The sequence below is a fragment of the Helicobacter cholecystus genome (genome assembly GCF_003364215.1).
Lineage (GTDB): Bacteria > Campylobacterota > Campylobacteria > Campylobacterales > Helicobacteraceae > Helicobacter_G > Helicobacter_G cholecystus.
In genome coordinates, this window is sequence record NZ_NXLU01000010.1 from 23,931 (window position 1) to 35,055 (window position 11,125).

Annotated in this window: 14 protein-coding genes and 1 tRNA gene; 10 read left to right on the top strand and 5 right to left on the bottom strand. The window is 34.5% G+C overall.

Annotated features, from left to right (window positions below; translation table 11 throughout):
* The 4 genes from CQA62_RS06360 to rpsU all read right to left on the bottom strand — a co-directional run bounded on the left by CQA62_RS06360 (position 1) and on the right by rpsU (position 2,675).
* The gene (locus CQA62_RS06360; protein ID WP_104725017.1) at positions 1–1,239 is read right to left on the bottom strand and encodes a beta-ketoacyl-ACP synthase II; all 1,239 of its coding nucleotides are present in this window, start codon (positions 1,237–1,239) and stop codon (positions 1–3) included.
* Between the two features lie 41 nt (positions 1,240–1,280).
* A complete protein-coding gene (gene acpP / locus CQA62_RS06365) occupies positions 1,281–1,511 on the bottom strand; it encodes an acyl carrier protein (protein ID WP_104725018.1) in 231 nt (76 codons plus the stop codon).
* 80 nt (positions 1,512–1,591) lie between these two features.
* Positions 1,592–2,335: a 3-oxoacyl-ACP reductase FabG gene (gene fabG / locus CQA62_RS06370; RefSeq protein ID WP_104725019.1), complete on the bottom strand. Its 744-nt coding sequence runs from the start codon at positions 2,333–2,335 to the stop codon at positions 1,592–1,594.
* Positions 2,336–2,462: 127 nt separating this feature from the next.
* Positions 2,463–2,675, bottom strand: coding sequence for a 30S ribosomal protein S21 (gene rpsU / locus CQA62_RS06375; RefSeq protein ID WP_104725020.1), 213 nt, complete (start codon positions 2,673–2,675; stop codon positions 2,463–2,465).
* A 144-nt stretch (positions 2,676–2,819) separates the two neighbouring features.
* Here rpsU and CQA62_RS06380 point away from each other — a divergent pair.
* Positions 2,820–2,896 (top strand) — tRNA-Arg (locus CQA62_RS06380).
* 44 nt (positions 2,897–2,940) lie between these two features.
* Complete coding sequence (locus CQA62_RS06385) at positions 2,941–3,534, top strand: phosphatase PAP2 family protein (RefSeq protein ID WP_104725021.1); 594 nt, start codon at positions 2,941–2,943, stop codon at positions 3,532–3,534.
* On the opposite strand, the gene dcd is transcribed toward CQA62_RS06385, so the two are convergent.
* On the bottom strand, positions 3,535–4,095 hold the full coding sequence (gene dcd / locus CQA62_RS06390; protein ID WP_104725022.1) for a dCTP deaminase: 561 nt from the start codon (positions 4,093–4,095) through the stop codon (positions 3,535–3,537).
* A gap of 111 nt (positions 4,096–4,206) precedes the next feature.
* Between dcd and accB the strand changes: the two genes are divergently transcribed.
* The 8 genes from accB to flgK are packed head-to-tail and all read left to right on the top strand — an operon-like array spanning position 4,207 to position 10,472.
* Positions 4,207–4,668, top strand: coding sequence for an acetyl-CoA carboxylase biotin carboxyl carrier protein (accB, locus tag CQA62_RS06395; protein ID WP_104725023.1), 462 nt, complete (start codon positions 4,207–4,209; stop codon positions 4,666–4,668).
* Complete coding sequence (locus CQA62_RS06400) at positions 4,669–6,018, top strand: acetyl-CoA carboxylase biotin carboxylase subunit (protein ID WP_104725024.1); 1,350 nt, start codon at positions 4,669–4,671, stop codon at positions 6,016–6,018.
* The gene (locus CQA62_RS06405) at positions 6,008–6,571 is read left to right on the top strand and encodes a hypothetical protein (RefSeq protein WP_104725025.1); all 564 of its coding nucleotides are present in this window, start codon (positions 6,008–6,010) and stop codon (positions 6,569–6,571) included. Before CQA62_RS06400 ends, CQA62_RS06405 begins: the two co-directional genes overlap by 11 nt.
* The gene (gene pseC / locus CQA62_RS06410) at positions 6,559–7,665 is read left to right on the top strand and encodes a UDP-4-amino-4,6-dideoxy-N-acetyl-beta-L-altrosamine transaminase (RefSeq protein ID WP_104725026.1); all 1,107 of its coding nucleotides are present in this window, start codon (positions 6,559–6,561) and stop codon (positions 7,663–7,665) included. Before CQA62_RS06405 ends, pseC begins: the two co-directional genes overlap by 13 nt.
* A gap of 51 nt (positions 7,666–7,716) precedes the next feature.
* The gene (locus CQA62_RS06415; RefSeq protein ID WP_104725027.1) at positions 7,717–7,905 is read left to right on the top strand and encodes a hypothetical protein; all 189 of its coding nucleotides are present in this window, start codon (positions 7,717–7,719) and stop codon (positions 7,903–7,905) included.
* A gap of 55 nt (positions 7,906–7,960) precedes the next feature.
* On the top strand, positions 7,961–8,182 hold the full coding sequence (locus CQA62_RS06420) for a flagellar biosynthesis anti-sigma factor FlgM (protein WP_104725028.1): 222 nt from the start codon (positions 7,961–7,963) through the stop codon (positions 8,180–8,182).
* Positions 8,183–8,223: 41 nt separating this feature from the next.
* Entirely contained in the window at positions 8,224–8,652 is a 429-nt protein-coding gene (locus CQA62_RS06425; RefSeq protein ID WP_104725029.1) for a hypothetical protein, read from the top strand.
* Between the two features lie 2 nt (positions 8,653–8,654).
* Positions 8,655–10,472 (top strand): flagellar hook-associated protein FlgK, encoded by a 1,818-nt coding sequence (gene flgK / locus CQA62_RS06430; RefSeq protein ID WP_104725030.1) that lies wholly within the window; start codon positions 8,655–8,657, stop codon positions 10,470–10,472.
* Positions 10,473–11,125: the final 653 nt, after the last annotated feature.

Below are 11,125 nucleotides of genomic sequence, written 5' to 3' on the forward strand. Positions count from 1 at the left end.
TTACACTTTCTTGAAAATTACAACCCCATTGGTTCCACCAAAACCAAATGAATTGCTCATTACAGCTTCAACTTTTGCCTCTCTTGCAATGTTGGGAATGTAGTCTAGATCACACTCAGGATCTGGATTTTCTTGATTGATTGTTGGAGGAAGGATACCTTTTTCCATTGCAGTAATAGAAATAACTGCCTCAATTGCACCTGCTGCTCCAAGACAATGTCCAATTTGTCCTTTTGTTGAACTCACTGGTGGAACATTTTCTTTTCCACCAAATACAGATTTAAGGGCCAAAGTCTCATATAGATCATTATAATAGGTACTTGTTCCATGAGCATTGATATAATCAATTTTGGTTTTTGCCATATTAAGTGCAGCTTGCATTGCCCTGCGAGCTCCTTCGCCTTGGGGCGCTGGAGTTGTGATATGGTTTGCATCCCCACTTTCTCCAAATCCAACAACTTCAGCATAAATTTTTGCTCCTCTTGCTTTGGCGCTTTCATACTCTTCAAGTATGAGTGCACCCGCACCTTCTCCCATAATAAAACCGCTTCGCTCTTTATCAAATGGTCTAGAAGCTTTTTGAGGCTCATGATTTCGATCACAAAGTGCTTTCATTGCAGCAAATCCACCAATTCCTACAGGGCAAATTGAGGATTCTGAACCAATGACAAGCATTTTCTCTGCTCCGCCTAGCATAATCGTTTTTGTTGCTTCAGAAATTGCATGAGTTCCAGCAGCACAAGCAGTAACACTTGATAAATTTGGTCCTTTTAATCCAAATTCAATGGATGTAAATCCACTGAGCATATTTACAAGAGCTGAAGGAATAAAAAATGGAGTAATGCGTCTTGGACCTTTTTGCTCACAAATAATTGAGTTTTTCTCAATATTCCCTAGTCCACCAATTCCTGATCCAGAACTTACGCCAAAGTGATAGGCAATGCTTTCATCGCATTTTCCATTACTTTCAAGTAATCCACTGTCAAGCATTGCCTCTTTTGAAGCTTTAAGCGCAATTTGAATAAAGCGATCTGCTTTTTTAATTTCTTTTGCATCAAGAACTTCTTCAGGATTGAAATCCGTAATTTCTCCTGCAATTTGTACAGGGAAATCACTTGCATCAAAACATGAAATTCTTTTAATTCCACAATTTCCTTCTATAATGGATTTAAAAGAACTTTCTCTGTTAAGACCCAATGAATTGATCATTCCAAGACCTGTGACAACAACACGACGCATATTCTCTCCTTGAATTTTTCCCCAAAAGGGGATATTATGATTTATTTTTTGCTATCGATATAAGCAACAACATCGCCAACTGATGTGATTTTTTCTGCATCTTCATCTGGAATTGCTACACCAAGCTTTTCTTCAAGCTCCATAATTAGTTCAACAACATCAAGAGAGTCAGCATTGAGATCATCAACAAATTTTGATTCCATTTTTACTTCATCAGGACTTACTCCGAGTTGTTCAACAACAATTGCTTTTACATCATCAAATGTAGCCATTTATTCTCCTTATTTTTTATTTTTTTTGACTAAGCGGTGAATTTTAACCAAAAATCCTGTAAAACTCACCATTTTTTGCATTACATATATAACCCACCATTGACTTTTAGTACTTCGCCCGTAATATATGAGGAGCTATCAGAAAGTAAAAAAGCCACGCTCTCAGCAATTTCTTTTCCTTCCCCAAAGCGTGCAAGGGGAATATTTTTGATATAGTAATCTTTAATCTCTTCTTTGAGTTCTGCAGTCATATCTGTTTGGATAAATCCAGGAGTAATGCAATTAAATCTTATATTTCGACTTGCCCCCTCATAAGCGAATGATTTGCTCATTGCAATCATTCCGCCCTTGCTTGCTGCATAGTTTGTTTGTCCGGCATTTCCTCTCTCTCCGATAATTGAAGCAATATTCACAACGCTTCCTCTTCTTTGTTTGCTCATTACCTTAAGCGCTTCGCGACAGCCAATAAAACAGGATTTGAGATTTGCATCAATTACATTCATAAACTCTTCTACCTTCATTCTGAGCGCAAGCTTATCATTTGTAATTCCTGCATTATTCACCAAATAACTCAACTCTCCATCACACTCAATGATTGTGTTAATGGCTTGAGTAAAGTCTTCTTCATGTGTTGCATCAAAACAAATTGTTGCAGCAATTCCGCCATTATCCATAATTTCTTTTTGCAATGCATCCGCAAGCTCAGGTTTTGAGCGATAATTAATCCATACTTTGAGTCCATATCCTGCTAAAACTCTTGCAATATCTGCGCCAATACTTTTACTTGCACCAGTAATTAAAACATTTTTTCCGCTAAAGTGCATTTATTCTCCTATTTTCAAAGTAATTTATAAAATCAAAATAGTATCTTAGATTTTAAATAAACAAAAAAGAAAATCAAGGAAATGAAGATGAAGAAGGAAACCACCCCATAAGGGGGAGGAAAGCATCTTAGAGTCTTGACTCATAGCGTCGCAACATATAAAGACGCTTAAGCATTTTTTTCTTAGCGTTAATCTTTTGCTTTTTGCGTTTTTCGGTATTAGATTCAAAAAATCTTCTTGCTCGACACTCTGTAACTACAAGGTTTCGATCAGTTTGTTTTTTGAACTTTCTATAACCCTCATCAAAAGACTCATTTTCACGCATTTTAATGCCTGGCATAAAATCACCACCAATCGTTATATAAATTTTCACCTCGATAAAGTGAAGGTAAAATTTTAATCAAATTTTTGATTTTTTACTCTAATTTTTAAAAACCTTAGATTATAATTAGATCTTAACATTGGTATGGTTAGTGTAGAGTATGTGTCCATAGCTCAGCTGAATAGAGCAACAGGTTGCGGTCCTGTAGGTCGGGGGTTTGAATCCCTCTGGGCATACCATATTGATCTTTTCCTCGTTTAAATCATTCCCCATAGGATATTCCATGAAAATCATATCTATATTTGTTTCATTGTGTTTACTTCTCAACTCTTTGCAAGCACAGAATAAAGCTCAAAAGGCTTTTGAAGTTTTGGGCGATATATTGCAATTTTTACCCGCATTTTCTGCTTCTTATTCTTTGGCAATTAAGGATTATGAAGGTTTAAAAGAATTGGCTATTGGATTTGGAACAACCATGGGGGTAACTTTAATTACTAAAGCCTCTTTAAATGCTTTGGCAAAAAAATATCCTCAAAAGCTTCAAATTGCCTTGCGTCCAAATCATGCAAATTATGAAGGATTTCCCTCAGGACATACTTCTTCAGCCTTTAGCGCAGCTGGATATATGCAAAGACGCTATGGATGGAAGTGGGGAGTACCCATGTCCCTACTTGCTACACTTGTGGGTATTTCAAGAGTGGTTGCAAACAAACATACTCCTGTTCAAGTGGTTGCTGGAGCTATGCTTGGTTTTGGGGTAAGTTACTTGGTGAGTTCAAGATATATTGATCCTCAAAAGGATAGAATTTCTTTTCAACACACTGTTGATATGCGTCAACGAGAAAAATATTCTCTTAGCTATGCACACTCCTTTTAATTATTTGAGGATTTTAGGAAGAGTGATTCCTCTTTGCCCCTGATACTTTCCTGCCTTATCTTTATAGCTTGTTTCGCACTCTTCATCCCCTTGCAAAAATAATACTTGAGCAATTCCCTCATTTGCATAAATTTTTGCAGGAAGTGGGGTGGTGTTTGAAATCTCGATAGTGATATGTCCTTCAAATTCAGGTTCAAATGGAGTCACATTGACAATGATTCCGCAACGTGCATAAGTACTTTTACCTAGACAAATTGCCAAAACATTTCGAGGGATTTTAAAATATTCTACAGTCCTAGCAAGTGCGAAAGAATTGGGTGGCACAATGCATACATTGCCTTCAAAATCTACAACATTATCAAAATCAAAATTTTTGGGATCAACAACTGTGCTATTAATATTGGTAAAGATTTTAAATTCATGACTTAGACGAATATCATATCCATAGCTACTTAAACCATAACTAACTACTCCACTTCCTATTTGTTTCTCACAGAATGGCTCAATCATTTTGTGTTTAATACTCATTTCTCTAATCCAAAAATCTGATTTAAGTCCCATTGTTTTTCCTTTGAAAGATAAAGTTTCTAAATCTAAATATGTTATGATAGCAAACTTATAGTCTCTCATCTACTAAGAGGGTAAATCTTGCTAAAATATAAGGTTGTGACGATGAATTTCAAAGAAGTTGAAAAGTTAATTGATATTTTTTCTAAAAACTCTATTTCAAGTATTTTTTTGAAAGAAGGTGATTTTGAGATACACCTAGAAAAAAATACTTCACTCCCCCAGGTATCTCCAACACCAGCTATCCAAGTTGCTCAAAACACTCCAGTAGCATCCAGTACCCCAGCTCCTATGATTCAAGAGAGCTTAAATGTATCTGAGCAAAGTGGAACATTTATTGAATCTCCAATGGTAGGGACTTTTTATCGTTGTCCGGCCCCAAATGCTTCTCCTTACGTTAATGTGGGAGATAAGATTAAAAAAGGTCAAATTATTGGAATTATTGAAGCAATGAAGATTATGAATGAGATTGAGGCGGATTTTGATTGCAGAGTTGTAGAAATTATTGCAAATGATGCTCAACCTGTAGAGTTTGGAACACATTTGATAAAAGTAGAGAAAATCTAAATGAAGAAAATCAAAAGAATCTTAATTGCTAATCGTGGCGAAATTGTTTTGCGCGCAATTCGTACAATCCAAGAAATGGGGAAAGAAGCCATTGCAGTGTATTCTACTGCCGATAAAGATGCGCATTATCTTGATGTTGCCGATGCAAAGGTGTGTATAGGAAAAGAAAAATCAAGCGAAAGTTATTTAAATATCCCTGCAATTATTAGTGCAGCAGAGCTTTTTGAGGCAGATGCAATTTTTCCAGGATATGGATTTTTAAGTGAAAACCAACAATTTGTAGAGATTTGCAAGCATCATAATATTGAGTTTATTGGACCCAGCTCAGAAGTTATGAATTTAATGAGTGATAAATCTAAAGCAAAAGATGTCATGAGAGAAGCAAAAGTTCCTGTTATTATGGGGAGTGAGGGTGCTCTAAGAGATTTAGATGAAGCAAAGGAGGTGGCTAGAGAAATTGGCTATCCTGTGATTATAAAAGCTGCTGCAGGAGGTGGAGGCAGAGGAATGAGAGTAGTTGAGAGTGAAGAGATGCTTGCAAACTCTTATTTAGCTGCAGAAAGCGAGGCGCTGAGTGCTTTTGGTGATGGAACAATTTATATGGAAAAATTTATTAAAAATCCAAAGCATATTGAGGTGCAAATCTTGGCAGATAAATATGGAAATGTTGTCCATATTGGAGAGAGGGATTGCTCTGCCCAAAGACGTCAGCAAAAACTTATTGAAGAATCTCCAGCAATTGTTTTGAGCAATGAAGTCAGGGCTAAACTTCTTGAAACTGCAGTAAGAGCGGCTAAGCATATTGGATATGTTGGAGCTGGAACATTTGAGTTTTTGCTTGATGCCAATCATCAAGATTTTTATTTCATGGAGATGAATACACGGCTTCAGGTCGAACATACAGTCAGCGAGATGGTGAGTGGACTTGATTTAGTGGAGTGGATGATTAGAATTGCTGAAGGTGAGAAATTACCCAGTCAAGAAGAGATTAATTTTAATGGCCATTCAATTGAATGTAGGATTACAGCTGAAGATCCTAAGAAGTTTTTCCCTTCTCCAGGAAAAATTACAACTTGGATTGCACCAGGAGGTGCGCATGTAAGATTAGATAGCCAAGCATATTGTAATTATATTGTTCCTATGTTTTATGATTCTATGATTGGTAAGCTTGTTGTGTGGGCAGAAAATCGGGAGAAGGCTATTAAGCGAATGCATCGTGCACTTAAAGAATTTAAAGTTGAGGGAATTAAAACAACTATTCCCTTTCATATCGAGATGATGGAGAATCAGGATTTTAAACAATCTAAAATCCATACAAAATATCTTGAACAGCATTGTAATGAAAATTAACAATCATTCTGAGTATCAAACAATTAGACTTGCTGCACAAAAAACTCATCACATAAAGCCAGAACAGAGTCAAATGCAAAATCAAAAAGAGGTTGAGCAAAAACCTTTTGCCGATCTCAAAACATTTAATGCTCAAGTTGCTCAAGTTCAAAAGTTTAAAAGAACTTTAGATCAAGCAAAAGAGCAACATCAAGAATTGCTTGTCATGCTTGATAAAAATAAATCCCCAGAGCTTGAAAAGAGAATTCAAAACATTGAATTAAAAATTACGCAAATGCTTAAAAAAAGTTTGATGCAAGGTCAAGAGTTTGAATCTTTAACCTCTCTTTATCGCTCTCTTGTACAAAGCTATGATCATAAAGATCACAACAAAATCCAAGCGCTTCTTCACCAAGCTCAAAATAAACTTCATGATCTCTTAGATTGTTTTGAGAATAAGATTTCTGAGATTTTTTCAAAAGATTGGATTGATTTTGATTCTAAGAAAGTTAAAAATGAGTTTTTTGCAAAATCACATCATGATTCAAAGCTCTCTTTAGAATGCCTTCTTTAAATCCTTACAGTACACAATTTATCCAAGAAGATGATATACAAGCTGTGATTCAGGCTCTTAAAGCCCCTATGCTTACACAAGGTGAGCAGACAGAGCTTTTTGAAAAAGAGCTTGCATCATATTTAGGCGTTAAGTATGTTTTGGTATTTAATTCAGCTACCTCAGCACTTTATTGTGCATACAAAGCACATCATCTTCAAGGGTTTGAAGTGATTACCTCTCCAATTAGTTTTGTAGCAACATGCAATATGCTTTTAGAAAATGATATACAGCCTGTTTTTTGTGATATTAAAAGTGATGGCAATATTAATGCAAATCAAATCCCTTCGCTCATTACCCCGTTAACACGTGCGATTGTAAGCATAGATTATGCAGGAAAAAGTGTAGAAGTTGAGCAGATACAAGACATTGCAAGACGTTACAATCTTCTTTGGATTTCAGATAGCTCTCATAGTTTGGGTGGAGAGTATAAAGGGGAAAAAATTGGGGGATTGGCTGATAGCACAATCTTTAGTTTTCACGCTCTTAAGCCAATTACAACTGGAGAGGGAGGTGCATTAGCGACCAATAATGAAGAAGTGTATACAAAAGCAAGGCTCATTCGTTCTCATGGAGTGATTAAGAAAGCATTATGGAATAGTGAAGTACAAGAGAGTGGATTTAATTTTAGATTGAGCGATATTGCTTCAGCCCTAGGGAGATCTCAGCTTAAGAAAATTGATGTATTTATTGAGCAAAGAGAGAAGATTGCACAATTTTATGATGAGACTTTTTATAATAATCCCTATTTTGATATTGCCCCCATTCCTGTCCATATTAAAAGCAGCAGACATCTTTATCCTATTTTTCTTAAGCAGAAATATTGGTGTTCTAAAGAAGAGATTTTTAAGGCTATGCAGGAGAGGGGATTAGGGATTCAGGTACATTATAAGCCTATTCATCTCTATAAGCTTTATCATACACACCAAGTTTTTTATAATGCAGAAAATTTCTATAAAGCACAAATCTCTATTCCATGCCATCAAAAAATGAGCCTTCAAGATGCGAAGGAATGTGCAGAAAAAGTGAGTGAAATATTTAAGAGTATTTCTTGAAGTAAGTTTTGTATAATCACTCAGAGCAATGTTCCTCAATAGGAGGTGAAGATGACTGAGCTTAGAATATGGATTATTCCTTGTATTATATTTGGTGTCTTTTTAGCATTGATCAGTGCCATTCTTGTGTATACTTACAGTGATATGGACGATCCACTTAGAAAGGGTTCAAAGGAAGTCAATAAATCTGTTACAAGTATGGAAGATTTTCAAAAAGCAATGGATGCAAAACTAAAATAGCTTAAGGTAAATCAAAAAGAGTCGATATAACAAACAGTGTATAAGATGGAGGTTGATGATGGTTAGAAATACCATAGGAAGAAATTTAAGTTCAGTTTATTCGCAAAATATTGAAAAAAATCAGCACCAAAAAGTGCAGAGTGAAGAAAAAAAAATACATGAGAGTGAGAGAGTTGATCGTGTTGCCCAAATTAAAGAACAAATTCAAAATCAAACATATTCACTTGATATGAAAAAGACTTCAGAAAAAATGGCACTACATTTGCTTAATCTCTAAAAAGAATTTCCCCTAGCTTGTGCTAGGGTTTAGGGATAAAAATGCTTCACCAATATTTAAAAGATGCTATTCTTGAATTAAAAAAACTTATTGAGCTTACTCACAAAGATATTAATGATCTTTCTGAAGCTAAAAATGAAGAGATTTTCAATCGTTTACCTACAAAAGAAAATTTTATCAAAGCATTTGAGCAAAAAAAATCTATGATTGATCGTTGTATGGTTGACCTTAGAGATACAAATCCTAATCAACCCCTTTCAGATCTTCTTGATCAAGAGGCATTAAACTTGCTTGAGGAACTCAAACTTTCTCTTAAAGAGCTTAAAGAGCTTAATAGTGGCTATGCGCGTAGTGTGTATGCAGTCAATGAGTTTTATACTTCGCTTTTGCGAAAAATTATACCTCATGAAAATAGTGGGTATGGTGGAGATGCCAAGCCCCAACAAAGCTTTTTAACTATTCAGGTGTAATTATGGGCGGAATTCTCACTTCACTCAATACGTCTTATACAGGTTTGCAAGCTCATCAGGCTATGGTGGATACTACTGGTAATAATATTGCAAATGCAAGTGATGAGTTTTATTCTCGTCAAAAGGTTGCACTCAAACCCCAAACTCCTCTTGATAAGGGAAATTATCATCTTGGAACAGGGGTGCAGATTGAGAGTATTGTGCGTGCACATGATGAATTTGTTTTTCAGCGTTATGGAAGAGCAGCACAAGAAAAAGAATTTTATCAAACCCAGTATGACCAACTCAGAGAAACGGCATCGCTTTTTCCAGATTTAGAAGGTGTGGGGATTTATGATGATTTACAACAATACTTTAATTCTTGGAAAGATTTGAGTAAAAATGCAAAAGATCCTGCGCAAAAGCAATTGCTTATTCAATCTGCACAAGCATTGATTCGAGGAATCCATGCGGCATATGATAATGTTGCGACAATGCAGAAAAAAGCAAGCGATGAACTTGCAATGAGAATTGAGGAAGTCAATCGTATAGGAAAGCAGATTGCAGAAATTAATAAGAAATTAAGTATTAAAGAATCTCATGTTGATCTTTCTTATGCTAATGATTTACGAGATCAAAGAGATAAACTCGAGTTTGAACTCAAAGAATTAATCGGTGGCTCAGTCTTTAAATCAAATCTTAAAACTAATATTTCCATTGATTCTAGAGATGTGGATTATGGAGAGAATTATGTGATGAATATTGCGGGGGGATTTAATATTGTTGATGGAATTAATTTCCATCCTCTTGAGGTTAAGGCCTCACACCAAGGAGAACTTCTCAATCATGTTTATTTTCAAAATCAAGACTATCGTCCTGTAGATATTACAAATAGTCTTTTAGAAGGAAAAATAGGGGGGTTAATTAAGATGTATGCAGATGGGTATGATGGATCAGTCCCTGGAAAATTCCAAAAATATATAGATATGCTTAATACTTTTGCAGAAGGGTTTATTGAAGCCTCTAATAATATTTATGCACAAAGTGCCACAACTTCCGTACAGAGCAAGTTTCTAGAAGTGCGCAATGATCAATCTTTAATTGATAGTGATTACAATATTAGGGAAGGATCTTTTGACATTGTTATTTATAATGGTGATGGAGAAGAGATTGGAGTAAAGAGTATTGAGGTTACTCCATTAACTTCAATCCAAGATATTGTCAAACAAATTAACGCCAATACAGATGATAATAACGATAAAAATACGCTTAATGATATTGATGATTATTTTACTGCAAATTATGATGCGCAAATAGGACGCTTTCAAATTATGCCCAAAAACCAAAGTGATGTATTTATCGGAGTGAGGGATCACGGGAGTAATCTTCCTGGAGCTTTTGGATTGAATAGATTTTTTGATGGAGATAATGCAAAGAATATTGAAGTAAGTTCAGTTTTTGTACAAGATCCCACCAAGCTTCGTCCATGGGTTTCACCCACAAGTGGAAACACAGAAGTAGCAAATATGATGCAACGTCTCCAATATGATAATGTAACTTTTCAAGAGAGTAAAACAAAGAAGCAAGATATGCAAATTGCTCAATATTATCGTCTTTTAGGGGGTGCAATTGCTACGGATACGCAGTCTGTCAAAGCTACATTAGATACCAAATCAGCCCTTTTCTCTGCAGCAAAAAAAGAATATCTGAGTATTTCTCAAGTGAGCGTTGATGAGGAGATGGTTAATCTCATTAAGTTTCAAAGTGGATATGCGGCTAATGCCAAAGTTGTTAGCACTATTGATAAAATGATTGATACACTTCTGGGGCTTAAACAATAAAAAGACTTTATTCAATCTATTGCCATATTGAATGATCTCTTTTTTTATAAAATTTTTTCATCAATAATTCCAGCATAAAGACAAAAAAGCAATCATCATTCATGCACTTGAATGATAAAACTATAGAAAAATCAACTTTAAAGTGTGCAAATTTTTATACTTCTAGATCAACCTATCACAATTTTTAAAATATGATTTTCTTATTTACTCCTCAAGTCTTAAAACTATTTATTAGATTTATAAAGAAGACCTATAGCTTTAGAGTGATTTGGTAATGGATTCTGATTACAAATTTAATATTAAACTTTTTATAGATGCTAAATATTCTCTATAACATCAAAGATATTCAAGTTTTAACCATACAAGATCTTTGAATACAATCATAAAAAAGTCATAATATAAATTAAATAAATAGTAAATAAAAAATCATAATCTTATATAAATATAAATAAAATATATTAGAAAATAATAAAAATATTAATAATACATAAATCTAATTCTATTATTTTATATATAAAAAAATTAAATTTATTATATTTATAAATACCCTATTTATAGTTATTCTATCACTTTTAATAATCTAAATATTATTGTTTTCTTAAATATATAAATACAAAAAAATATAATTTTAATAAATTTACCCCCCCCCCCCC

Excerpts from the sequence above, each read along its gene's own strand:
- CQA62_RS06405 (WP_104725025.1), top strand. The coding sequence starts at position 6,008 with ATGAAAATTAACAATCATTCTGAGTATCAAACAATTAGACTTGCTGCA.
- CQA62_RS06385 (WP_104725021.1), top strand. The coding sequence starts at position 2,941 with ATGAAAATCATATCTATATTTGTTTCATTGTGTTTACTTCTCAACTCT.
- CQA62_RS06425 (WP_104725029.1), top strand. The coding sequence starts at position 8,224 with ATGCTTCACCAATATTTAAAAGATGCTATTCTTGAATTAAAAAAACTT.
- fabG (WP_104725019.1), bottom strand. The coding sequence starts at position 2,335 with ATGCACTTTAGCGGAAAAAATGTTTTAATTACTGGTGCAAGTAAAAGT.
- CQA62_RS06420 (WP_104725028.1), top strand. The coding sequence starts at position 7,961 with ATGATGGTTAGAAATACCATAGGAAGAAATTTAAGTTCAGTTTATTCG.
- accB (WP_104725023.1), top strand. The coding sequence starts at position 4,207 with ATGAATTTCAAAGAAGTTGAAAAGTTAATTGATATTTTTTCTAAAAAC.
- acpP (WP_104725018.1), bottom strand. The coding sequence starts at position 1,511 with ATGGCTACATTTGATGATGTAAAAGCAATTGTTGTTGAACAACTCGGA.
- CQA62_RS06415 (WP_104725027.1), top strand. The coding sequence starts at position 7,717 with ATGACTGAGCTTAGAATATGGATTATTCCTTGTATTATATTTGGTGTC.
- CQA62_RS06400 (WP_104725024.1), top strand. The coding sequence starts at position 4,669 with ATGAAGAAAATCAAAAGAATCTTAATTGCTAATCGTGGCGAAATTGTT.
- CQA62_RS06360 (WP_104725017.1), bottom strand. The coding sequence starts at position 1,239 with ATGCGTCGTGTTGTTGTCACAGGTCTTGGAATGATCAATTCATTGGGT.
- rpsU (WP_104725020.1), bottom strand. The coding sequence starts at position 2,675 with ATGCCAGGCATTAAAATGCGTGAAAATGAGTCTTTTGATGAGGGTTAT.
- dcd (WP_104725022.1), bottom strand. The coding sequence starts at position 4,095 with ATGGGACTTAAATCAGATTTTTGGATTAGAGAAATGAGTATTAAACAC.
- pseC (WP_104725026.1), top strand. The coding sequence starts at position 6,559 with ATGCCTTCTTTAAATCCTTACAGTACACAATTTATCCAAGAAGATGAT.
- flgK (WP_104725030.1), top strand. The coding sequence starts at position 8,655 with ATGGGCGGAATTCTCACTTCACTCAATACGTCTTATACAGGTTTGCAA.